Raw genomic sequence first — 22650 nt, forward strand, 5'->3', positions numbered from 1 at the left:
GTCAGGCGGGCAGCGCGGACGACGCGTCGAGCAGCGCGGTGAGGGCTTCCGAGCAGCCGGCGTGCACGGTGAGTGTCGCGAACTCGTCGCCGCGCGTCGCTCCCCGGTTGACGATCGCGATGGGGATTCCGCGTTTGGCGGCGCGCCGGACGAAGCGCAGTCCCGACATGACGGTGAGCGAAGACCCGGCCACCAGCAGTGCCTCGGCCTCGTCGACCACGTCGTAGGCGGCCGCGACCCGCGGTTTCGGGACGGACTCGCCGAAGTACACGATGTCGGGTTTGAGCATGCCTCCGCACGCCTCGCAGTCGACCATCCGGAAATGCTCGGTGCTGGTGACGACCGCGTCGGCGTCCGGTGCGATCTCCACTCCCTGTGCGGCGGCGACGGTTTCGGCGAATCCCGGGTTCGCGCGCTCGAGCCGGTCGGCGAGCGTCGCCCGCGAGATCAGTGCGTTGCACGTCAGGCACCGGACCTGGGCGTACGTGCCGTGCAGGTCGATCACCCGGCGACTTCCGGCCTTCGTGTGCAGCAGGTCGACGTTCTGGGTGACGACCGCGCTCGCGACCCCGGCCCGTTCGAGCCCGGCGAGGGCGCGGTGGCCGGAGTTGGGCCGGGCGGCGTCCATGTGCCGCCACCCGAGGTGGTTCCGTGCCCAGTAGTGGCGGCGGAATTCGGGGTCACCGGTGAACTGCTGATACGTCATGGGGTTGCGCGGGGGTGAATCCGGACCGCGGTAATCGGGGATCCCGGAGTCCGTCGAGATGCCGGCGCCGGTGATCACACACAGGCGCCGGCCCCCGAGTACGTCGATCAGTGGGGCGAACACGCACTCCAGAATAGCGCCGGTTCAGTACCCGACGACGGGATCGATCAGAGCGGTGAGATTCTCACCTGCGACGAAGCGGGTGACGTTCAGCGCTACGTGCTCGGCGAACGCCGGGGGACGCACCGCAGGCGGGTTGGAATCGTGCGGGGTGATGATCACGTTCGGCAGATTCCACAACGGGTGACCGTCGGGTAGCGGCTCGGGGTCGGTGACATCGAGTCCCGCTCCGCCGATCGTGTTGTCCCGCAGCGCTTTCACCAGTGCATTGGTGTGGACGAGTGAGCCGCGCGCGACGTTGATGACCCACGCGGTCGGCTTCATCTGCGCGAACTCCGCCGCCCCGACCAGATGGTGGGTGGCGTCGGTGGCGGGAGCGCCGAGCACGAAGTGATCCGCCCGGGCCCACACCTCGCCCAGCCGGGTGGTGGGGAGCGTCTCGATCGCGCCCGGCACCGGGCTGCCGGAACGATTCACCGCGATCACGTCGGCACCGACGCCCGCGAGCATCGGGATCAGCGCCCGGCCGATACCGCCGGCGCCCACGATCGCGACCGTGGTGCCCCGCAGGGTGCCGACCTTCGAGAAGAACTCCTGCTGGCGCCAGGTCTTCGCCTCGAGGTGCTCGGGCAGCGCCCGCACCCCGGCAAGCAGCAGGGTCAGCGCGTGCTCGGCGACGGTGGCGGCGAACGCGCCCGCCGCCGACGTCCACAGCACGGTGGAGTCGGGTCTGATCACCTTCGCGGCGAACCACTCCTCGACACCCGCGGAGTTCAACTGCACCCAGCGGATCTTCTCGGGAAGCGGATCCGGGAACCCGATCGGACCCGTGGTCCAGACCAGCGCGTCCGCGGACTCGAGGGGTGCCACACGGGCACCGCCCCGGCGCACCGCATCCTCGAGGAGCGGGTCCGGGGCGGGTCCGATGGCTATAGCTGGAACAGCAGCGTCGTCGGCCATGGGTCGAACTTACGCGGGAACCTCGATCAAGGGGTAGACACCGTTTTCGTCGTGGACCTCACGGCCGGTGACGGGCGGGTTGAACACGCACAGCATCCGCATTTCGGTCTCCGGCTCGACGCGGTGACGTTCGTGACCGTTGAGCAGGTACATCGAACCGGGGCCGAGTTCGTAGACCTTGTCGTTGTCGAGGTCGGTCAATTTGCCGGTTCCCTCGACGAGCCAGACGGCCTCGACGTGGTTGGCGTAGTGGAACTCGTTGACCGAACCGGCTTTGATCGTGGTCTCGTGGAACGAGAAACCCACTTTGTCGCCGCCGAGGATGATGCGCTTGCTGCGCCAGTTCCCGTCCTCGCTGGTGATGTCGCGCTCGGTGTCGGTGATTTCTGCGGTGGTGCGAACGATCATGGGTGTCAGTCCTCTCTCTAGCTGCAGACCTTGCCGGTGGCGTCGGCGAGAATGGCCAGGCCGTGGTCCAGTTCCTCGTCGGTGATGGTGAGCGCCGGCAGGAGCTTGACCACCTCGTCGGACGGTCCGGACGTCTCCGCGAGCAGTCCCTCGTCGAAGGCGAGTGCGCAGACCTTGCCCGCGCGCTCCGGCTCGTCGAAGACGAGGCCCTGGACGAGGCCGCGACCGCGGGTGGAGACGGAACCCTCGAACTGGTTCGCCAGCTCGGTGAACGCCTGGTGGATCTTCTCGCCCTTGGCCAGCGTCGACTTGTGCAGGGTGTCGTCGGACCAGTAGTGGTCCAGGGCGACCTTCGACGTGACGAACGACGGGTTGTTGCCACGGAACGTGCCGTTGTGCTCGCCCGGGCCCCACACGTCGAGCTCACGCTTGAACAGGGTCAGCGCCATCGGGAGGCCGTATCCGCCGATGGACTTCGACAGGCAGACGATGTCCGGGGTGATGCCGGCGATTTCGAACGAGAAGAACGGCCCGGTGCGTCCGCAGCCCATCTGGACGTCGTCGACGATCAGCAGGATGTCGCGTTCGGCACACAGGTCCGCGAGGGCGCGCAGCCACTCGGGGCGAGCGACGTTGACGCCGCCCTCACCCTGCACCGTCTCGACGATCACGGCGGCCGGACGGTTCAGGCCACTGCCCGAGTCGTCGAGCACGCGGGAGAACCAGTGGAAGTCCTCGGTGACTCCGTCGAAGTAGTTGTCGAACGGCATCGGGGTGGCGTGCACCAGCGGGATTCCGGCGCCGGCGCGTTTCATCGAGTTACCGGTGACCGACAGGGCGCCGAGCGTCATGCCGTGGAAAGCGTTGGTGAAGTTGATGATCGACGAACGACCCGTCACCTTGCGCGCCAGTTTCAGTGCGGCCTCGACCGTGTTGGTGCCGGTGGGTCCGGGAAACTGGACCTTGTAGTCGAGACCTCGCGGTTTCAGGATCTTGTCCTGGAAGGTCTCGAGCAGGTCACGTTTGGCCACGGTCGACATGTCGAGGCCGTGCGTGATGCCGTCGCCGACGATGTAGTCGACGAGCGCCGACTTCAGGACCGGGTTGTTGTGGCCGTAGTTCAGCGAACCGGCGCCGGCGAAGAAGTCGAGGTAGTCGCGGCCGTTCTCGTCGCGGATCCACGATCCGGACGCCGACTCGAAGACGGCGGGCCAGCCGCGGCTGTAGCTGCGAACCTCGGACTCGAGGCTCTCGAAAATGTTCGTATCGATGTTAGTCATGTTGCTGCATTCCTCCGGGGCATGCTCTTAGCCGATCGTGTACAGATCTTCGGCTTCGTGTCCATCGGGAAAATCGTTAGGGGAGAACAGTTCCTGCTTGTTGATCGCCGTATCTCGGCGACGCGCCAATGCTGTGAACAGTGCGATCGAAGCCTCGTTGTCGGGGCTGATCGTCGTTTCGAGATGGGTAATCCCTTCGGGTGCAAGGCGATCGAGCAGCGCGCTCAACATACGACCTGCAATTCCCTTGCCGCGCTGGTCGGCGTCTACGGCAACCTGCCAGACGAACAGCGTCGCAGGGGATTCTGGGCGGATGAAGCCCGATACGAACCCCGCGACGCGTTCGTCGACGACTGCGACGACCGACGATCGGCTGAAATCTCTACACCACAACAGGTATGCGTAGCTCGAATTGAGATCGAGCACTTCCGTGTTCCTGGCGATCTCCCAGAGCCGGACTCCGTCAGTGATCTCTGGACTTCTGAACAACACCGCGTCCGGCGCGGTGGTCGGGATGGCACTCTTCTGAACAGGCGTCATTGGAAATTCGAACCTAACAACCATCCCCTTCGATTTCACGTGCCTCGCGAAATTGGACAGTTCAGGCGGCAGAGCTTTGCAGGTGAGACGTGCAAAGTGATGCTGATCACATTATGTAACTTTTGGGTGAACCGCAAGCGACACACTTCGCCTATTTGAGACTCGCGAGCGCGAAGGGGAGAACCGCCGCGGCACCCGCCGCGCGGACCGTCCGGGCGGCCATCGTGAGGGTCCACCCGGTGTCGGTGAGGGTGTCGACGAGCAGCACCGGTCCGGTGCCTTCGGGAACGCCGGGGGTCTCCCAGGCGTCGACGAGCCCCGCCACCCGGTAGGCGGAGTTGGCCGCGGACACCGGCGGATGCTCGGGGCGCAGCCGCAGAACCCCCAGGTCGGTGAGCCGGCCCACCGTGGCCAGCTGCCCCGCGATCGACGCCGACAGAAGCGGGTGGGTGGCCGATTCGACCGCCATCACCGCCGTGGGACGCTCGGCCCAGTCCCAGGACGCCAGCACCTGGATGCAGGCCTTCAGGACGGCGTCGGGCGCCGGTCCGTCCGGTTCGTCGAGCAGGGAGCGCAGGCGCTGACCCCAGCCCAGATCGGACAGCCGGCCCAGCACGCGACCCGGTTCGGGACCGTCGGAGATCTTCCCGGACAGCTTCACGCCGAGCTTCGCGAGGCCCGTGGGCCACTGTTTGCGGGGCGCCAGATCCACGCCTGGGCGCTCGAGGCGCGCTCTGGTCTGTTGCACCGCCTCGGCGTCGACGGTCGCGTCGTGGCGCTCTCCGGTGCAGTTGTCGCACCGCCCGCAGTCCGACGTGCCCGCCGCCAGACCCGGGTCGTCGAGCTGCTCGCGCAGGAACGCCATCCGGCACGTGGTGATCCGCTGGTACTCGATCATCGCCTGCTGCTCGGATTCGCGGGCCCGCTCGAGGCGCTCGTACCGGTCGGCGTCGTACGCCCACGGCTCCCCGGTGCCCACCCAGCCGCCCCGCACCCGGCGCACGGCGCCGTCCACGTCCAAAACCTTCAGCACCATCTCCAGCCGGGTGCGGCCGAGCTCCACGAGTGGTTCGAGCGCCTGCGTGGACTGCGGCCGATCGGTATCGAGGACCTCGATCACCCGGCGCACCACGTGCTCGCGGGGGAACGCGACGGACGCGAAATAGCTCCAGATCTGCTTGTCCTCGGATCCGGGCAGCAGGATCACCTCGGCGCGGTCGGTGGACCGGCCTGCGCGCCCGACCTGCTGGTAATAGGAGATGGGCGACGACGGCGCACCGAGGTGTACCACGAACCCCAGGTCGGGCTTGTCGAACCCCATCCCGAGCGCGGACGTGGCCACCAGCGCCTTGACGCGGTTGCCGAGCAGGTCCTGCTCGAGGGTCTCGCGCTCGGCGGCGTCGGTCTGCCCGGTGTATGCGGCGACCGTGTGCCCCTGCTCGGACAGCAGGCTCGCCAGATCCCGGGCCGCCGACACGGTGAGCGCGTAGATGATGCCCGAGCCGGGCAGACTGTCGAGCTTCTGGGCGAGCCACGCGGCCCGGGCGGTGGCCTCCGGAATCTGCACGACCGACAGGTGCAGCGACTCGCGTTCGAGGCCGCCGCGCAGGACGAGGGTCTCCGCGCCGCCCACCCCGAGCTGCGTGGAGACGTCGGAGACGACGCGGTCGTTCGCCGTGGCCGTGGTGGCCAGCACGGGGATACCCTCGCCCAGCTCGGCGATCAGCGTGCGGATCCGCCGGTAGTCGGGACGGAAGTCGTGACCCCAGTCCGACACGCAGTGCGCCTCGTCGACCACGACGAGGCCGGCGTCGGCGGCGAGGGAGGGCAGGACCTGGTCGCGGAAGTCGGGGTTGTTGAGCCGCTCGGGGCTGACCAGCAGCACGTCGAGTTCGTTGTCCGCGACCCGTGTGTGGATGTCGTCCCACTCGGTGACGTTTCCGGAGTTGATGGTGGCGGCGCGCACACCGGCGCGCTCGGCCGAGGCCACCTGGTTCCGCATCAGCGCCAGGAGCGGCGACACGATGACGGTGGGACCGTGCCCGTGTGCACGCAGGAGCTTCGCCGCGATGAAGTAGACCGCCGACTTGCCCCAGCCCGTCCGCTGGACGACGAGCGCCCGTCTGCGGCCCACCACGAGCGCCTCGATCGCCGTCCACTGGTCGTCGCGGAGGGTGGCGTGCTCGCCTGCCAGCTCGCGGAGCAGCCGTTCGGCCTCGTCACGGAGTGCGGGTTCGGTGGCGGTCGTCATGCCCCCATGGTGCACGACCGGGGTGACGCGGACGATCCAGGCGAGTGCAGGGGGCGCTCAGCCGGGAATGGCCGCCTCGATCTCGGTGCGGGTGGGCGACGACGTGGAGGCGCCGCGGCGGGTGGTCGCGAGTGCGCCCGCCGTGCACGCGAAAGGGACAGCGGTCCCGGGGCCGCCGCGCCACGACACGCTGAGGGCGCCCGCGAAGGCGTCGCCCGCGCCGGTCGTGTCGACCACCTCGACCGCCGGGGAGCCGGCGTGGAGCGTGGTGCCGTCACTGCCCGCGTAGTCCGCGCCCGACGACCCCAGCGTGGTGACGACGTGGGAGACGGCGCCGATGACCTCGGCGCCGAGTTGCGCGGCCTCGGTCTGGTTCACCAGCAGCACGTCGATCAGCTCCACGAGTTCGGTCGGAAGTGGCTGCGCCGGTGACGGATTCACCATCACGACGGTGCCGTGGGCCGCGGCGTGCGCCGCCGCGGCCACCACGGTGCCGAGAGGTATCTCGAGTTGGCAGAGCAGGACGTCGGCGTCCGCGACCGCGGCGAGTTCGGCGGGTGTCAGGTCCACCACGGTGCTGTTGGCGCCCGGGACCACGACGATGCTGTTCTCGCCTGCGGCGTCGACGGTGATCGCCGCGATCCCGCTCGGCCCGTCGACCTCCCGCAGGTACCGGGTGTCGACCTCGGCGTCGACGAGGGCCTGCCGCAGGTCGAGGGCGAATACGTCGGAGCCGACCGCCCCGATGAATGTCACGGCCCCACCCGCCCGCGCCGCGGCGATCGCCTGGTTGGCGCCCTTGCCGCCGGGGGTGGCGGCGAAGGCGCTGCCCAGGATCGTCTCCCCGGGCCCGGGTAACCGTTCGGTCGCCGTCAGCAGATCCATGTTGACGCTGCCGACCACGGCGACCCTGGGAGCGGACATATTCCGAGACTAGCCCGCGTCGGCGGCCGCCGTCTCCTGTGCGGGCGCGGCGGATGCCTCGCCCTTGGTGCGGCGGAGACGCTTCAGGATGCGGCGGGCCTCGGCGTCCGTGGCCACGGCGGGCGGCGAACCCTCGAGGGGCTTGCGGGCGGTCTCCGAGATGAGGAGCACCGCGATCCCGCCGACGACCGCCGCGGCCATCATGTACATCGGTGCGACGAGGTCGCTGCCCGTGGCGTCCTGCAACGCCGTGAGGACGAGGGGAGTGGTGCCACCGAAGATCGACACCGCGAGGTTGTATCCGATCGCCAGCCCGCCGTAGCGGATTCCGGTCGGGAACAGTGCGGGAAGGACCGACGGGAAGACTCCGACGAACAGCAGCAGGAGGCCGCCGAGCATCGCCAGTCCGAGGAAGACGGTGAAGTAGTGGCCGACCCCGATCAGCAGGTACGCCGGCAGCGACAACGCGAAGAATCCGACGAAACCGGCCAGCAGCAACGGTTTACGACCGACCCGGTCGGACAGCTTTCCGACGAAGCTGATCGCTACCATCATGATGAGCATGACGATGATCATGAGGACGAGACCGTGCGATTCGTCGTAGCCGAGCGTGTTCGACAGGTACGTCGGCATGTAGCTGAGCAGGCCGTAGTGGGCGATGTTGTAGGTGGCGACCAGGATCACGCACAGCACCAGTGGACGCCAGTTCTCCACCAGCGTCTCGCGCAGTTTGCGTCCCGTGGATTCGTCTGCGAGCGAACGCTCTTCGGCCTGCTCCATCTGCTGGAACGCGGGCGTCTCCTCGAGCCGCAACCGCAGGTAGAGACCGATCAGACCCAGCGGACCGGCGAGCAGGAACGGAATCCGCCAGGCCCAGTCGACCAGGGCGTCGGCGCTCACCACGGTGCTGATGATGGTGACCAGTCCCGCGGCCGCGACATACCCGGCGAGGGTGCCGAATTCGAGGAAGCTCGCGAAGAACCCGCGGCGCTTGTCCGGTGCGTATTCGGCGACGAACGTGCTGGCGCCGCCGTACTCGCCGCCCGTGGAGAAGCCCTGCACGAGCCGGAACAGCACCAGCAGGATCGGTGCCACGAGCCCGATGGATCCGTAACTCGGGATCAGGCCGATGGCGAACGTGCTGCCCGCCATCAGGATGATCGTGGTGGCGAGCACCTTCTTGCGGCCTATCCGGTCGCCGAGCGGACCGAAGAACAGTCCACCGAGCGGGCGGACGACGAAGGCGGCGGCGAAGATCGCGAACGTCGACAGCAGCTGTGCGGTGCCGCTGGCCTCGGGAAAGAAGACCTTGCCGATCGTGGTCGCCAGGTAGGCGTACACGCCGAAGTCGAACCACTCCATGGCGTTACCGAGCATGGTGGCCTTGACGGCGCGTTTGACGGAGGCTTCGTCGGTGACCGTGACATCAGGTGATTCGGCCACCTCGGCCGACGTGATCGAGTGATCTGGTGCATTCATGTCTTGCGCTCCCCAGCGCAGTTATCACCCGCACGGGGCACGTACCTGATGCACGCATCTTTTCGTCGCCCGCACGGCGATTGCTGGTCGGGTTCGGCAACCCACGGCCCTTCGGCGCGATGCGGCCCCCGCCGATCGGCTCTGGCTCGTCGGTCGGTCCCGCTCCACCGTCCGGGGTGCGGGACTACCAGCTGTAAGAGCGATTACCGTAGCAAAGGATGTGGGGGCTTGTCGGCCCGAGCGTCAGTACGCCCGTGCGTACTGCGCCGGAATCTGCGGCGTCACCTGGGCATTCAATACCAGTGCGGCTTTTCGTGGCCAGTACGGGTCGCGCAGCAGTTCACGCCCGAGGAACACCGCGACGGCCTCTCCCGACTCCACGATCCGCTCGGCCTGCTCCGGCTCGGTGATGAGCCCCACCGCGGCGGCCGGGACCGTGGTCTCGTTCTGGATGCGGCGGGCGAACGGAACCTGATATCCGGGGCCGACCGGGATCCGCGCGGACGCGACGCCGCCGCTGGAGACGTCGACGAGGTCGACGCCCAGATCGGCGAGCGCCTGCACGAGGGCGACGGTCTGATCCGGGGTCCAGCTGTCCGCGTCCAGCCCCGGCTCCTCGGACAACCAGTCGGTGGCCGACACCCGGACGAAGACCGGCAGTTCGGCCGGCCACACGCTGCGCACCGCGTCGACGACCTCCAGCAGGAGACGGATGCGGCCCGCGAAGCTGCCGCCGTACTCGTCGGTGCGGTGATTACTGACCGGCGAGAGGAACTGGTGCAGCAGATAGCCGTGTGCCGCATGGACTTCCACCACCTTGAAGCCTGCGCGCGACGCCCGCTCGGCGGCGGCGGCGAAGTCCGCGACCACCTTCCGGATGTCCTCGTCCGTCGCCGCCGCGGGCGGGGTGTGGCCGCCGAAACCGATCGCGCTCGGCGCCACCGTCCGCCACGACAACGGATCGTCGTCGTCGAGGCTCCCCCCGCCGCGCCACGGGACGTGCGCGGACCCCTTGCGCCCGGCGTGACCGAGCTGGATGCCGGGAACCGCGCCGAAGTACTCGAGCTGCGCGTTGATCTGCGCGAAGGCTTCGGTCTGGGTGTCGTTCCAGATGCCGAGGTCGGCCGGGCTGATGCGGCCCTCCGGGCTGACGGCCGTCGCCTCGGTGAGGATCAGGCCCGCACCGCCGATGGCCCGCGTCACGAGGTGCGTCCGGTGCCAGTCGCCCGGCACCCCCACGTCGCTGCCGCTCACGTCGGCCGAGTACTGGCACATCGGCGCCATCCACACTCGATTGGGGACGGTGACTCCACGGAAGGTGATGGGTTCGAACAACACGCTCACTGCAGCACTCCTACCTCTGATGGTCTCGACCAGTCGCAACCCGTCCGGGGGATGAAATCATTCCCGCCCTTCCCGCTCCGCGGGGTGTCCAGCCCTGTATATAGGCTGTGTTCATGACTGCAGTGACTTCCACCTCGTCGGCCGGTGCCACGGTGGATACCCGTGAAGCCGTCCACGCAGCTGCCCGTCGCGCCCGCACCGCGTCGCGGGTCCTCGCGCTGCTCACCACCGCGCAGAAGGATGCGGCGCTCCACGCGGCGGCCGACGCCGTGCTCGCCGCGTCCACCGACATCCTCGCCGCCAACGCCGCCGACATCGAGGCGGCCAGGGCGTCGGGCACCGAGGACTCCCTGCTCGACCGGCTGCGGCTGACCGCGGAACGGATCGAGGGGATCGCGTCCGGTCTGCGTCAGGTTGCAGGGCTGCCCGACCCGGTCGGTGAGGTGGTGCGCGGCTCCACACTCCCGAACGGTCTCGAACTGCGTCAGCTGCGGGTTCCGCTCGGCGTGGTGGGCATGGTGTACGAGGCCAGGCCCAACGTCACCGTCGACGCGTTCGGGCTGGCCCTGAAGTCGGGTAATGCGGCCCTGCTGCGCGGCTCCTCGTCCGCGGCGAAGTCGAATGCAGCGCTGGTCGTGGCGCTGCGGGCGGCGCTGGCGGCGCAGCAGCTGCCGGAGGACGCCGTGCAGTTGCTGCCGAGCGAGGACCGCTCCAGCGTGACGCACCTGATCCAGGCCCGCGGGCTGGTGGACGTCGTGATTCCCCGCGGCGGGGCCGGTCTGATCAGCGCCGTGGTGCGCGACGCGACCGTCCCGACGATCGAGACGGGCGTCGGCAACTGCCACGTCTACGTTCACGCGGCGGCCGATCTGGAGATGGCGGAACGGGTCCTGCTCAATTCCAAGACGCGGCGGCCGAGTGTCTGCAACACCGCGGAGACCGTGCTGGTCGACGCCGCGATCGCCGAGACGGCGGTGCCGAAGCTCCTGCAGGCCCTGCAGATGCACAGTGTGACCGTGCACGGGGACCTGCCCGGGCTGGTGCCCGCGACGGAGTCGGACTGGTCCGAGGAGTACCTCACCCTCGACGTGGCACTCAAGGTGGTCGACGACCTGAACGCCGCGGTCGAGCACATCGACCGGTACGGCACCGGCCACACCGAGGCCATCGTGACGTCCGACCTCGCGGCCGCCCGCGAGTTCACCGCCCGGGTCGACGCGGCCGCCGTCATGGTCAACGCCTCCACCGCCTTCACCGACGGCGAGCAGTTCGGATTCGGTGCCGAGATCGGGATCTCCACGCAGAAACTGCACGCCCGCGGACCGATGGGCCTGCCCGAACTGACGTCCACCAAGTGGATCGTGTGGGGAGACGGGCACACCCGCCCGGTCTAGACCCCGCCGGCCGTCCCTTCCGTCAAGCCCCCTCTGCCCGTCACCCCTTCTGAAAGGAGCGAGCGTGGACCGCGCACTGCCCACCACGAAGCCGTTCTTCGCCAGCGTCGACGACGTCATCGCTCGGCTCGCCGAAACCGGTTACCTGTCCGACAAGGGCACCGCGACCGCGGTGTTCCTCGCCGACCGGCTCGGAAAGCCCCTGCTCATCGAGGGTCCCGCCGGAGTCGGCAAGACCGAGCTGGCCCGCGCCGTGGCCGAGACCACCGGCGCCGAACTGGTGCGGTTGCAGTGCTACGAGGGCGTCGACGAGGCCCGCGCCCTGTACGAGTGGAATCACGCGAAGCAGATCCTGCGCATCCAGGCGGGCAGCGACCACAGCTGGGACGCCACCAAGGCGGACGTCTTCTCCGAGGAGTTCCTGCTGTCGCGGCCGTTGCTGACCGCCATCCGGCGCGAGGACCCGACGGTGCTGCTGATCGACGAGACCGACAAGGCCGACGTCGAGATCGAGGGCCTGCTTCTCGAGGTGCTCAGCGATTTCGCGGTCACCGTCCCCGAACTGGGCACCATCACCGCCACGCGCAAGCCGTTCGTCGTCCTCACCTCGAACGCCACCCGCGAACTGTCGGAGGCGCTCAAACGTCGGTGCCTGTTCCTGCACCTCGACTTCCCCGACGCCGAACTCGAGCGGAGGATCCTCGCGAGCCGGGTGCCGGAACTGCCCGAGGCGGTGGCCGAGCAGCTGGTCAAGACGATCCGTGTGCTGCGCGGCATGCAGCTGAAGAAGCTGCCGTCGGTGGCCGAGACCATCGACTGGGGTCGCACCCTCCTGGCGCTCGGGCTCGACACCCTCGACGACGACGCCGTGCGCGCGACGCTGGGTGTCGTTCTCAAGCACCAATCCGACCAGCTGCGGGCCGCTGCCGAGCTGCGACTGAACTGAAGGACTCCCCATGGCTGTTGGTGGTCCCCTCGCGTCCCCGTCGAAGCCGGGCGGTCCCGCGGCGCCACACGGGCTGCCGGGGCATCTCGTCGACTTCGTCGAGGCGCTGCGGCGGCGCGGGATCACGGTCGGACCGTCCGAGACGGTCGACGCCGGACAGGTGATGTCGGTCCTCGACCTGCTGGACCGCGAATCCCTGCGGGAGGGTCTGGCGTGTGCGTTGCTGCGGCGGCCCACCCATCGGCCCACCTTCGACGCGTTGTTCGAACTCTGGTTCCCGGCGGCGGTCGGGAACCGGGCGGCCGGGGCGATCGACACGAGCCTGCCGCGCAACGCGAAGGGTGACATCGACTACGAGGCGCTGCGCGAGCTGATCGTCGACCTCCTCACCGACGGGTCGCCGGAGGCGCTCGAGCTCACCGAGTTGCTGACCGCGCAGATGGTCGAGGAACTGGGGCAGTACCAGTCGGCGAACGGCCCGTCGTTCTCCGCCTACCAGGCGCTGCGGGACGTCGCACCGGAAACCCTGCTGAAGAAGATCCTCGACGGACTGCTGGGCAATCAGCAGGACACCGGGGCCCGGACGACGGAAAGCTACGAATCCGAGGTGGCCAAGCGCACCGCCGCCCAGCGGATCGCCGACTTCCGCAAGATGATCGAGAAGGAGACGCGGCGCCGGTCGGCCGAGAACCTCGGCAAGGAACGGGTGGCGTCGTACGGCGTCCCCCGGCTGGCCGAGGAAGTCGACTTCCTGCGCGCCTCGGACGCCGAGCTGACCGCGCTGAAACGCAACGTCACCCCGCTGGCACGGCTGCTCGCCAGCCGACTGGCCGTGCGGCGCAGCCGGGCGAGTGCCGGTTCGATCGACCTGCGCCGGACCCTGCGCAAGTCGATGTCCACCGGCGGCGTGCCCATCGACCTCGTCCAGCGCAAACCCCGGCGGGCGCGTCCCGAACTCGTCGTGATGTGCGACGTGTCGGGTTCGGTGGCCGGCTTCAGCCACTTCACCCTGCTGCTCGTCCACGCGCTGCGCGAACAGTTCTCCCGGGTGCGGGTGTTCGCGTTCATCGACACCACCGACGAGGTCACCCGATTCTTCGACGCGGGGGCCGACCTCGGCAGCGCCATGTCGCGGATGATCCGGGAAGCCGACCTGGTCGGCTACGACGGGCACTCCGACTACGGCAACGCGTTCGGGGTGTTCGCCGAGCGGTTCACCCAGAGCATCACGTCCCGCACGTCCCTGCTGGTACTCGGCGACGGCCGCAACAACTACCGCGACCCGAACCTGGAGGCACTGGCCGGACTCGTGTCGGTGGCGAAACACGCGCACTGGCTCAACCCGGAGCCCCGCGGTCAGTGGGGATCGGGCGACTCGGCGGCCAAGGTGTACAACGAGGTCATCAGCATGCACGAATGCCGATCCGCTCAGCAGCTGGCGTCGGTGGTCGCCGGATTGCTGCCGGTGTGAACACGTAAGCTCGACACTCGTGGAACAGGGAGCAACGGGCGCGCGTCGGCGCCGCCTGGGAGTCATGGGCGGCACCTTCGACCCCATTCATCACGGTCACCTGGTGGCCGCCAGCGAGGTGGCCGACCGATTCAGCCTCGACGAGGTCGTCTTCGTACCCACCGGCAGGCCGTGGCAGAAGCAGGGCAAGGGCGTCAGCCCGGCCGAGGACCGGTACTTGATGACGGTCATCGCCACCGCGTCGAACCCGCGGTTCTCGGTCAGCCGGGTGGACGTCGACCGCGAGAAGGTGACGTACACCGTCGACACCCTGCGGGATCTGCGCAGCTACCACCCGGACGCCGAGCTGTACTTCATTACCGGTGCGGACGCCCTGGCGAGTATCCTGTCCTGGCAGGACTGGGAGGAACTGTTCTCGCTGGCGAAGTTCGTCGGGGTGTCGCGTCCGGGATTCGATCTCAACACCGAACATCTGGCCGGGCACCTGGATGCGTTGCCGGAGGACGCGGTCACGCTGATCGAGATCCCGGCTCTGGCGATCTCCTCGACGGAATGTCGGCGGCGCGCCAGTCGCCATCGTCCTGTGTGGTACCTCGTGCCGGACGGTGTGGTCCAGTACATCTCCAAGCGGAACCTGTACCGGCCACCGGACTCCGAGCGCCTCGACGGCGCGACGACGATGTCCGAACCGGCCCCGGACAAGACCAAGAGTTAGACAGCACTTTCCGAACGAACTGGGAGAACATCGCGTGAGCGCAACGACCGAAGCCATCGAGATGGCACGCATCGCGGCAGTGGCTGCCGACGAGAAGCTGGCCTCCGATGTGGTGGTGCTCGATGTCTCCGAGCAGCTGGTCATCACCGACTGCTTCGTCATCGCCTCCGCCCCCAACGAGCGTCAGGTGAACGCGATCGTCGAGAACATCGAGGATCGGCTGCGTGAGGCAGGTCACAAGCCGGTGCGGCGCGAGGGCACCCGCGAAGGCCGTTGGGCACTGCTCGATTTCGTGGACGTCGTCATCCACGTCCAGCACAACGAGGAACGCAACTTCTACGCCCTAGACCGGCTGTGGAAGGACTGCCCGGCCGTGCCGGTCGAGGGCATCGGCCAGCACGGCCCGGCCGATGCGAACGGTGCGGGCGCCCCCGAGACCGAGGAGTCCGAGCTGTGACGGATGCTCCCCGTGCCCCGCGGCGACTGATATTGCTCCGCCACGGACAGACCGAGTACAACGCCGACAACCGCATGCAGGGCCAGCTCGACACCGAACTGTCGGAGCTGGGGCGGTCGCAGGCCCGCGCCGCCGCCACCGCGCTCGTCGGTCGCAGACCGATCTCCATCGTGTCCTCCGATCTGCGGCGGGCCTACGACACCGCCGTGGAGGTCGGCGACAACGCCGGACTGCCGGTGCAGATCGACGAACGCCTCCGTGAGACGCATCTCGGCGACTGGCAGGGGCTCACGCACCTCGACGTCGACGCGCGCGCACCCGGCGCCCGCGCCGCATGGCGCGGCGACGCGACGTGGGCACCGCCCGGCGGTGAGAGCCGCATCGACGTCGCCCGCCGGAGCAAGCCGGTGGTCGCGGAACTCGTCGAGAAGCACGAGGACTGGGCCGACAAGCCGGTGGTCCTGGTCGCTCACGGCGGATTGATCGCCGCGCTGACCGCCGCCCTGCTGGATCTGCCCGTCGACCGCTGGCCGGTGCTGGGCGGGCTGGGGAACACCAGCTGGGTGCAGCTGAGCGCGTACGGGAACCCCGATTCGCTCAGCTGGCGCCTCGACGTGTGGAACGCTTCCGCGAGTGTGGCCAGTGACGTCCTCTGAGGTGGGTGCCGGTTCCGGGGAACGCCCCGTCCTGCTCGTGCTCGCCGATTCGCTGTCGTATTACGGACCCAAGGGCGGGCTCCCGTCCGACCACCCCGGCATCTGGCCCAATATCGTTGCCCGTCAACTCGGCTGGGATGTCGAGTTGGTGGCGCGGATCGGCTGGACCAGCCGCGACGTGTGGTGGGCGCTGACCCAGGACCCGCGGGTCTGGTCCGCGGTTCCCCGCGCCGGCGCCGTGGTGTTCGCCGTCGGCGGCATGGATTCGCTGCCGTCCCCGCTCCCGACGGCGTTGCGGGAACAATTGCGCTACGTCCGCCCGCCCGCGCTGCGGCGCGTCGTGCGGAGCGGCTACCAGTGGCTCCAGCCCCGCCTCGCCCCGCTGGGGTGGCCGGTGGCGTTGCCGCCGCGGCTGAGTGTCGAATACCTGGAGAGCTCACGGGCGGCGCTCGAGTACATGCGCCCCGAATTGCCCGTCATCGGAACACTGCCATCCGTGCACCGCAGTGAGGCCTACGGCAAGGTCCACGCGGGACGTCCCGGTGCCGTCGCCGCCATCACCACGTGGTCGGAGGAGAAGAACGTGCCGCTCGTCGACCTCGCGGAGGCGGTGCGCGCCAACGTCTTCAGCAATCAGGGCAACCCGGACGGCATCCACTGGGGCTGGGACGGACACACCGAGGTGGCCGCGGCGATGCTGACCGCGATCCGCGCGGCGGCTGTCGTGCCGGACTCCGCCGAGGGCGCGGTTCCGGCCGACCCGGTGTCGAGCGGAGCCGAGTAGTCCGATGCCCGTCGTCGTCGTCACCGATTCTTCGGCATCGATCCTGCCCGAACACGTCGAGCAGTACGGGATCCGGGTGGTCCCTCTCCACGTCCTCAGTGGCGGCCGGGACTTCCGGGAGGGAATCGACGAGGTCCCCGAGGACCTCGCCGGCGTCACCACGTCGGGCGCCTCGCCCAGCGAGCTGTCCGAGGCCTACGCCGAAGCGCTGGAACTGAGTGAGGGCGCAGGCGTTCTCGCGGTCCACATCTCGCGGCAGCTGTCCGGCACCTGGGAGGCGGGCCGCCAAGCGGCGCAGGAGTTCGACGGCCGCGTGCGGATCGTCGACTCCCAGTCCGCCGGAATGGGATTGGGGTACCCGGTGCTCGAGGCGGCGCGGGCCGCGCAGGCCGGCGCGAACCTCGAGACGGCATACCGGCGGGCGGTCGACGTCGCGAGCCGTGGGCATTGCCTGATCGTCGTCGACCGGCTCGACCAGTTGCGTCGCGGCGGGCGGATCGGCACCGCCGCCGCACTGCTCGGCACCGCACTGGCGATGAAGCCGGTGCTGCATCTCGTGGACGGCCGGCTGGTGCTGAAAGAGAAGACGCGGACCTCGACCAAGGCCATGGCCAGGATGGTCGACGCCGCGGTGGAGCAGGCAGGCCTGGACAGGACGGCCGTCGCTGTGCATCACATGCACGCCCAGCGGCGCGCCGAAGCGGTGGCGCAGCAACTGAAAGACCGGATTCCGCAGGTCAGCGATCTGGTCGTCACCGATTTCAGTTCGGTTCTCGGTGCGCACGTCGGGGCGGGCGCCATCGGCATCGTGCTGTGCCCGGAACCCGCATTGCAGGACGAAAACCACGATTCATCCACAACTTCGCACTGATCCACAGGCCGATTCGAATGCCGGGTCGGCGCCGCGATTCTGAGGGCGCCGCACTCTAGCGTCGCGTCCATGGGCATCAGGGAAGAACGTTCGAGAGGGCGAACCCGGCTCGCGTTCCTGACCTCGGGGGAACGCGAAGTGCTGCCGCCCGACACTCCGGCGGCGCCGGAGTGGCTGGCCGAGCCGGGTGAGGCCGGCCTCGACGGCGACGAGACGTGGTCCGCTGCGCGCCGCCGAGTCGGCTTCTCGCTGCCCGACCGGTGGCGGGACGCACGATTCGACCCCGGGCGGTCCGGGGCGATCGCGCTGATCGTGGTGGGAATCGTCGTCGCCACGGTAACTGTGCTGGCGGTGCGCAGCGATCGGCCGGCGACGCAGGCGGTTCCGTCGCTGCCCGCCGCGGGAGTGCATTCCCTGAGTCCGGCGCCGGAACCGACGGCTCCCGCCGCCGCAACGGCGCCTGCAGCCGCACCGGAGGAGGAGATCGTCGTCAGCGTGGTGGGCCTTGTGGTGTCGGCGGGCCTCGTCCGGCTGCCACCGGGCGCCCGGGTCGCGGACGCGCTCGCCGCGGCCGGGGGAGTGCGCGCCGGCGGTGACACCCTCGGATTGAATCTGGCGCAACGGCTTTCGGACGGCGATCAGGTGCTCGTGGGTGCCGCGACCACCCAGGCGCCGCCGAGTGCGGTGGGCGGCACCTCCTCGGGATCGCCGGGAACCGCGGGTACGGCGACCCCCGCGGCCGGTGGACTGGTGAACCTCAACACCGCGACGGAGACGGAACTCGACGCCCTTCCCGGTGTCGGACCCGTCACGGCGGCGGCGATCGTTGCCTGGCGTACGACGAACGGCAGGTTCACCGACATCTCACAACTGGGGGAGGTGGACGGGATCGGGCCGGTGCGGCTGGAGAAGCTGCGCGCCCAGGTCACCCTCTGATGCCCGGGAGCGAGACGCGGCTCCTCGACCTGCGGCTGCTCCCGTTCGCCGGGATCTGCTGGGCGGCAACGCTGATCGGCATCCTCGGCGGCTCCCGTGCGGCGTGGATGCTTCTGGCGACCCTGTCGGGGACGGCCGCCCTCCTCGCCGGTTGTGCCCTACGGTCACCGCGGCGATGGACGGCGGGGACGCTCGCGCTACTGCTCTTCGGGTCGTGCTGCGCGGCAGGGGTGGCCTGGCGGGTTCAGGCAGTGGAACGGCACCCGCTGACCGAACTCGCCCGGAACGAGACGTGGGTCACGCTCGTCGTCACCCCGGTCGACGACCCCCGGGAGATCGCCGGCTTCGGACGGCACGTCCTGGTGAACGCGAACGTCGTCGAGATCCGCCGGGCAGGCGAGACGATCCACGCGGGCGGCGCGGTGGTCCTCCTCGCCCCGGCGGACGGCTGGCTCGGGCTGCTGCCGGGACAGGACGTGGTGCTGCGCGGGCAGCTGAGCCCGCCGCAGCGCCGGGACCTGAGCCTGGCGACGGTCCGGGTGTCCGGACCACCGGCGGAGGTCGGTCCCGCGCCTGCGCACCAGCGGTGGGCCGGCGCCCTGCGAACCCGGTTCGCCGCGGCCGCCGCCGTCCTGCCCGCCGGCGAGGCGGGACTGCTGCCGGGGCTGGTGGTGGGCGACACCTCGGCACTGCCCCGGGAGGTGAAGGACGACTTCACCGCGACCGGACTGACGCACCTCACGGCGGTGTCGGGGGCGAATGTCAGCATCCTGCTCGGGGCGGTGCTGCTCGTGGTCCGCGGGGTGGGGCTCGGTCCGCGGGCCGGCGCGGCGCTGGCCGCCGCCGCACTGATCGCGTTCGTGGTGGTCGCGCGACCGTCACCCAGCGTGCTGCGCGCCGCCGCGATGGGCTCGGTCGCCCTGCTGGCGCTCGTCACGGGGCGGAGGAAACAGGCGATGCCCGCGCTGGCGGCGGGCGTGATTGCCCTGCTGGTGTGGGCGCCGGAACTGGCGGTGAACTTCGGGTTCGTTCTGTCGGCGACGGCCACCGCCGGGCTGATCGTGATCGCGCCCGTGTGGGTCGACGCGCTGGTGGGTCGCGGGTGGCCGCGGGCGGCGGCGGAGACGCTGGCGGTGTCCGCCGCCGCCTTCGCCGTGACCGCGCCGATCGTGGCCGCGATGGCAGGCACCGTGAGTCTGGTGTCGATCTGCGCGAACATCCTGGTGGCCCCCGTGATCGGCGTGATCACCGTGACGGGCGCGATCACCGCGCTGATCGCGGGCGTCAGTGTGCCCGTCGCGGAAGTGGTGGTGCGCCTGACTCAGTGGCCGCTGTGGTGGCTGGTGACCGTGGCCGAGCGGGGCGCGCGGATCCCCGGGGCCTCCGTTCCGGTGCCCTCGGGGCCCGCCGGTGCGGTCCTCGTCCTCGGTGCCGTACTGGCGATCGGCGCGGCGCTGCGCAGCCGGGGAACCCGGCTGGTGCTCACGGGAATCGTGGTCGGGGTGCTGGTGCTGTGGGCGCCGATCTGGCCGCCGTGGATGGGTCGCCTCGTGTGAATGCGCCCGAATGGAAACGTGAATCCAGTTGTGCTGCAATGGTTTGTACCGCATTGCTCCTGTGGGGAGTGGGCGCGGAGGGTGGCCGGCGGCACGCTGAAATTCCGGGGGTGGGGCGATTTCTGTATCGTTTCGAATTCGATTCCCGATGTGGGTATGAGACCCCCGAACACCGACTACCATCCGGTGGCAGATGTCGAGGGCGAACGGTCTTGGAACACACCCGCGTTGGAGGGCGAGATGTCGGAATCGGAGCGGACGGATCTCGACGTGGACGACGAACTCGACGCCGGACAGGTGTGGAGAGCGCAGCGGGTCGTCGCTGCTCAGTCACTCGACGCCGAAGACTGCCGCATGCTGCTGTCCATGCTCGGCATCGCGGGTAACCCAGATTCGCCGGAGTCGGACTGACCCCGGTCAGGTGATCTTCCGGTGATGGTGCGCCACGATCTCCTGCGCCACAGTCGCCAGTTTGATGTTCATGTCCTGCGAGGTCGTACGGAGAATTTCCATCGCCTGGGTCTCGGAAATGTTGTGGAACGCCATCAGCAGACCCACCGCCTTCCCGATCTCACGGTTGCTCGCGAGGCCGGCTCGCAGCGTCTCGGCCTCGAGGTGCTCGTGCACCGCCGCCAGTGCCACCGCAGCGAACGAGGCGAGCATGATGCCCTGCTCGACCGAGGTGGTGTTCAGGGCCCCCGGTGTGTCGGAGAACAGATCGAGGGCGCCGACCTTGCGTCCCAGGATGACGAGACGGAATCCGGCCGCCCCGCGCACCGGCGTTTCGGCCAGCACCCGCCGCGAGAGCCGCGGCCATTGCGACGACGTGGACAGGTCCGTTTCGAATTGGGGGGTGTCGCTGACGATGGCGTCGACGCACGGCCCCTCGTTCTCGACGCGCTCGAGCTCGTCGACGCGGGCGGCGATGTCGTCGCTGGCCGCGACCGTCACGTAGCGGGACCCCTGCCGGAGCATCAGGCTCGCGTGCTGACAGCCCTCGACGAGTAGCGGTGCGGCGTCGCAGATGGCGTGGTGGACCTGCCCGAAATCCTGGCCCGCGTAGAGGAGATCGGCGAGGGTCGCGAACGTCACCGCAGACTTGCCGACAGCCTGCGAGCGTGTCGTATCGGGCACGGTGTCTCGCATCGGTTCCTCCAGCGTGCGGGCATGTGCCCGGCTCACTGATTCAGTCTGCCAGAGTGGGCGGTCGGCGCCGCTCCGAGCCGGAGGAATTCGCGAACGGACTCCGGGGGCGGGCGGCCCGGGCCAAGATGACGTCATGGTTTCGCACACCGAGAACCCGCTCGTGGCCGTCGACCAGGGCCTGCTGCGAGGCGTCCACGAGGGCGGCGTTCTGTCGTGGAAGGGCATTCCCTACGCGGCGCCGCCGATCGGTGAGTGGCGGCTCCGCGCGCCGCGCGCGCCCGAATCTTTCGACGGGGTGCGCGACTGCTCCCGGTTCGGTCCGATCGCGCCGCAGAACGAGCACGGGCCGCTGCCCATCGATCCCGGACTGACCATCGACGAGGACTGCCTCACCCTGAACGTCTTCGCGCCGGCGGCGGATGCCGGGCGACCACGGCCGGTGATGGTGTGGATCCACGGCGGGGCGTACTACCTCGGCTCGTCCGGGCAGCGCATGTTCGATCCGGCTCGGCTGGTCGAACGCGGCGACGTCGTGGTGGTGACGTTCAACTACCGACTCGGTGCGCTGGGGTTCCTGGACTTCTCCGCGTTCTCGACCGAGGAGCACCCGTTCGACACGAACCTCGGCCTGCGCGATCAGATCGCGGCCCTGATATGGGTCCGCGACAACATCGCGGCGTTCGGCGGCGACCCGGGCGACGTCACCCTGTTCGGGGAGTCCGCCGGTGGCGGCTCGGTCACCACGCTGATGACGTCGCCGCAGGCGGAGGGGCTGTTCCATCGCGCGATCGCCGAGAGTTCGCCGGCGACGTCCGTGTACGGCAGTGCGCGGGCCGAGAGCATCGCCGAGTCGTTCCTCGAACTGCTCGACATCGCGCCCGCCGACGCGGGCCGTCTGCGCGACCTGCCCGTCGACGTACTGACGAAGGCGTGCATCGAACTCGTCCAGCAGGTGCCCGCGCGGGTCCCCGGGACGCTGGCCGTGGCCCCGACCGTCGACGGGGACGTGGTCCCGCACTATCCGGTCGCGGCGTTCCGCAAAGGCCTCGCGCATCGGATTCCGCTGCTGATCGGGACGAACAAGGACGAGGCCTCGATGTTCCGGCTGATGAAATCGCCCCTGATGCCGATCACCCCGGACGCCGTCCACCAGATGTTCGTGGCGATCGCCGCCGACCACCCCGACCTCCCCGCCGACGAGGAACAGGAGGTGGCCGCCGCGTATCCCGACTACCCGATGAAACGCTCGGCCATGGAGATCTCGCGGGACGCCGCGTTCCGGATGCCGACGTTGTGGATCGCGGAGGCGCACAGCCGTGTCGCGCCCACCTGGCTGTACCGGTTCGACTACGCCACGCCGTTCCTGCGCGCCGCACGGATCGGCGCCACCCACGGCACCGAGGTGCCCTACGTCTTCGGCAACTTCGGCGTCGTCCCGCACGACCCCACGTTCAAGCTCGGTGGGCACCGGACCGCCGGTCACGTGTCGGAGCGGATCCAGCACCGGTGGCTGTCCTTCGCCACCGAGGGAACCCCGGACGGAACCCGAGCGGAGATCGGCTGGCCGCGGTACGACGAGGCGGACCGCACGACCCTGCTGATCGGCCGATCCGACGCGGTCGTCGACGATCCGGACCGGGAACTGCGCCGGGCGTGGGGTGAGGAAGTCATCGGGTTCACCTGACCGGCGGCGCCCGGTTTCGTCT

The 22650-nt window shown here is 69.3% G+C and carries 22 protein-coding genes; 12 read left to right on the plus strand and 10 right to left on the minus strand.

Features of this window, described 5'->3' with window-relative positions:
• Position 1: 1 nt before the first annotated feature.
• The 9 genes from BLV94_RS40715 to BLV94_RS40750 form a co-directional block, all read right to left on the minus strand.
• On the minus strand, positions 2-829 hold the full coding sequence (locus BLV94_RS40715; protein WP_072946571.1) for an NAD-dependent protein deacetylase: 828 nt from the start codon (positions 827-829) through the stop codon (positions 2-4).
• 21 nt (positions 830-850) lie between these two features.
• Complete coding sequence (locus BLV94_RS40720; protein ID WP_072946572.1) at positions 851-1786, minus strand: D-isomer specific 2-hydroxyacid dehydrogenase family protein; 936 nt, start codon at positions 1784-1786, stop codon at positions 851-853.
• Between the two features lie 9 nt (positions 1787-1795).
• Positions 1796-2194, minus strand: a complete 399-nt coding sequence (locus BLV94_RS40725; protein ID WP_072946573.1) for an ectoine synthase — start codon at positions 2192-2194, stop codon at positions 1796-1798.
• Positions 2195-2211: 17 nt separating this feature from the next.
• Entirely contained in the window at positions 2212-3474 is a 1263-nt protein-coding gene (gene ectB / locus BLV94_RS40730; RefSeq protein ID WP_095865163.1) for a diaminobutyrate--2-oxoglutarate transaminase, read from the minus strand.
• Between the two features lie 27 nt (positions 3475-3501).
• Positions 3502-4014, minus strand: a complete 513-nt coding sequence (gene ectA / locus BLV94_RS48950) for a diaminobutyrate acetyltransferase (RefSeq protein WP_143051460.1) — start codon at positions 4012-4014, stop codon at positions 3502-3504.
• A gap of 151 nt (positions 4015-4165) precedes the next feature.
• Positions 4166-6265 (minus strand): RecQ family ATP-dependent DNA helicase, encoded by a 2100-nt coding sequence (locus tag BLV94_RS40735; RefSeq protein ID WP_072946574.1) that lies wholly within the window; start codon positions 6263-6265, stop codon positions 4166-4168.
• 57 nt (positions 6266-6322) lie between these two features.
• Entirely contained in the window at positions 6323-7189 is an 867-nt protein-coding gene (locus BLV94_RS40740; protein WP_072946575.1) for a ribokinase, read from the minus strand.
• A gap of 9 nt (positions 7190-7198) precedes the next feature.
• Positions 7199-8668: an MFS transporter gene (locus tag BLV94_RS40745; protein ID WP_072946576.1), complete on the minus strand. Its 1470-nt coding sequence runs from the start codon at positions 8666-8668 to the stop codon at positions 7199-7201.
• A gap of 243 nt (positions 8669-8911) precedes the next feature.
• A complete protein-coding gene (locus tag BLV94_RS40750) occupies positions 8912-10012 on the minus strand; it encodes an NADH:flavin oxidoreductase/NADH oxidase (RefSeq protein WP_072946577.1) in 1101 nt (366 codons plus the stop codon).
• Positions 10013-10125: 113 nt separating this feature from the next.
• Between BLV94_RS40750 and BLV94_RS40755 the strand changes: the two genes are divergently transcribed.
• From BLV94_RS40755 to BLV94_RS40805, 11 genes are all read left to right on the plus strand, one after another.
• Positions 10126-11406 (plus strand): glutamate-5-semialdehyde dehydrogenase, encoded by a 1281-nt coding sequence (locus tag BLV94_RS40755; RefSeq protein ID WP_072946626.1) that lies wholly within the window; start codon positions 10126-10128, stop codon positions 11404-11406.
• Between the two features lie 64 nt (positions 11407-11470).
• Complete coding sequence (locus BLV94_RS40760; protein WP_072946578.1) at positions 11471-12352, plus strand: AAA family ATPase; 882 nt, start codon at positions 11471-11473, stop codon at positions 12350-12352.
• Between the two features lie 10 nt (positions 12353-12362).
• Positions 12363-13823: a vWA domain-containing protein gene (locus BLV94_RS40765; RefSeq protein WP_072946579.1), complete on the plus strand. Its 1461-nt coding sequence runs from the start codon at positions 12363-12365 to the stop codon at positions 13821-13823.
• A gap of 19 nt (positions 13824-13842) precedes the next feature.
• Positions 13843-14538 (plus strand): nicotinate-nucleotide adenylyltransferase, encoded by a 696-nt coding sequence (gene nadD, locus BLV94_RS40770; RefSeq protein WP_072946580.1) that lies wholly within the window; start codon positions 13843-13845, stop codon positions 14536-14538.
• A 34-nt stretch (positions 14539-14572) separates the two neighbouring features.
• Entirely contained in the window at positions 14573-14995 is a 423-nt protein-coding gene (gene rsfS, locus BLV94_RS40775) for a ribosome silencing factor (protein WP_072946581.1), read from the plus strand.
• Entirely contained in the window at positions 14992-15651 is a 660-nt protein-coding gene (locus BLV94_RS40780; protein WP_072946582.1) for a histidine phosphatase family protein, read from the plus strand. Before rsfS ends, BLV94_RS40780 begins: the two co-directional genes overlap by 4 nt.
• The gene (gene octT, locus BLV94_RS40785; RefSeq protein ID WP_072946583.1) at positions 15638-16435 is read left to right on the plus strand and encodes a diglucosylglycerate octanoyltransferase; all 798 of its coding nucleotides are present in this window, start codon (positions 15638-15640) and stop codon (positions 16433-16435) included. Before BLV94_RS40780 ends, octT begins: the two co-directional genes overlap by 14 nt.
• A gap of 4 nt (positions 16436-16439) precedes the next feature.
• Positions 16440-17306 (plus strand): DegV family protein, encoded by an 867-nt coding sequence (locus tag BLV94_RS40790; RefSeq protein WP_072946584.1) that lies wholly within the window; start codon positions 16440-16442, stop codon positions 17304-17306.
• Positions 17307-17375: 69 nt separating this feature from the next.
• The gene (locus BLV94_RS40795; protein ID WP_072946585.1) at positions 17376-18242 is read left to right on the plus strand and encodes a ComEA family DNA-binding protein; all 867 of its coding nucleotides are present in this window, start codon (positions 17376-17378) and stop codon (positions 18240-18242) included.
• Positions 18242-19798: a ComEC/Rec2 family competence protein gene (locus BLV94_RS40800; RefSeq protein WP_072946586.1), complete on the plus strand. Its 1557-nt coding sequence runs from the start codon at positions 18242-18244 to the stop codon at positions 19796-19798. The genes BLV94_RS40795 and BLV94_RS40800 overlap by 1 nt, the downstream gene beginning before the upstream one ends.
• Before the next feature lie 156 nt (positions 19799-19954).
• A complete protein-coding gene (locus BLV94_RS40805; RefSeq protein ID WP_072946587.1) occupies positions 19955-20209 on the plus strand; it encodes a hypothetical protein in 255 nt (84 codons plus the stop codon).
• Between the two features lie 6 nt (positions 20210-20215).
• On the opposite strand, the gene BLV94_RS40810 is transcribed toward BLV94_RS40805, so the two are convergent.
• On the minus strand, positions 20216-20944 hold the full coding sequence (locus BLV94_RS40810; protein WP_072946588.1) for an ANTAR domain-containing protein: 729 nt from the start codon (positions 20942-20944) through the stop codon (positions 20216-20218).
• A 133-nt stretch (positions 20945-21077) separates the two neighbouring features.
• Here BLV94_RS40810 and BLV94_RS40815 point away from each other — a divergent pair, with 133 nt between their 5' ends.
• Entirely contained in the window at positions 21078-22628 is a 1551-nt protein-coding gene (locus BLV94_RS40815; RefSeq protein WP_072946589.1) for a carboxylesterase/lipase family protein, read from the plus strand.
• Positions 22629-22650 lie beyond the last annotated feature (22 nt).

The organism is Rhodococcus koreensis (genome assembly GCF_900105905.1).
Classification (GTDB): domain Bacteria; phylum Actinomycetota; class Actinomycetes; order Mycobacteriales; family Mycobacteriaceae; genus Rhodococcus_F; species Rhodococcus_F koreensis.

Bases quoted from the DNA above. Each gene is read 5' to 3' on its own strand.
- BLV94_RS40720 (WP_072946572.1), bottom strand. From the start codon at position 1,786: ATGGCCGACGACGCTGCTGTTCCAGCTATAGCCATCGGACCCGCCCCG.
- BLV94_RS40725 (WP_072946573.1), bottom strand. From the start codon at position 2,194: ATGATCGTTCGCACCACCGCAGAAATCACCGACACCGAGCGCGACATC.
- ectB (WP_095865163.1), bottom strand. From the start codon at position 3,474: ATGACTAACATCGATACGAACATTTTCGAGAGCCTCGAGTCCGAGGTT.
- ectA (WP_143051460.1), bottom strand. From the start codon at position 4,014: ATGACGCCTGTTCAGAAGAGTGCCATCCCGACCACCGCGCCGGACGCG.
- BLV94_RS40735 (WP_072946574.1), bottom strand. From the start codon at position 6,265: ATGACGACCGCCACCGAACCCGCACTCCGTGACGAGGCCGAACGGCTG.
- BLV94_RS40740 (WP_072946575.1), bottom strand. From the start codon at position 7,189: ATGTCCGCTCCCAGGGTCGCCGTGGTCGGCAGCGTCAACATGGATCTG.
- BLV94_RS40745 (WP_072946576.1), bottom strand. From the start codon at position 8,668: ATGAATGCACCAGATCACTCGATCACGTCGGCCGAGGTGGCCGAATCA.
- BLV94_RS40755 (WP_072946626.1), top strand. From the start codon at position 10,126: ATGACTGCAGTGACTTCCACCTCGTCGGCCGGTGCCACGGTGGATACC.
- BLV94_RS40765 (WP_072946579.1), top strand. From the start codon at position 12,363: ATGGCTGTTGGTGGTCCCCTCGCGTCCCCGTCGAAGCCGGGCGGTCCC.
- BLV94_RS40790 (WP_072946584.1), top strand. From the start codon at position 16,440: ATGCCCGTCGTCGTCGTCACCGATTCTTCGGCATCGATCCTGCCCGAA.
- BLV94_RS40795 (WP_072946585.1), top strand. From the start codon at position 17,376: ATGGGCATCAGGGAAGAACGTTCGAGAGGGCGAACCCGGCTCGCGTTC.
- BLV94_RS40800 (WP_072946586.1), top strand. From the start codon at position 18,242: ATGCCCGGGAGCGAGACGCGGCTCCTCGACCTGCGGCTGCTCCCGTTC.
- BLV94_RS40805 (WP_072946587.1), top strand. From the start codon at position 19,955: ATGAGACCCCCGAACACCGACTACCATCCGGTGGCAGATGTCGAGGGC.
- BLV94_RS40810 (WP_072946588.1), bottom strand. From the start codon at position 20,944: ATGCGAGACACCGTGCCCGATACGACACGCTCGCAGGCTGTCGGCAAG.
- BLV94_RS40815 (WP_072946589.1), top strand. From the start codon at position 21,078: ATGGTTTCGCACACCGAGAACCCGCTCGTGGCCGTCGACCAGGGCCTG.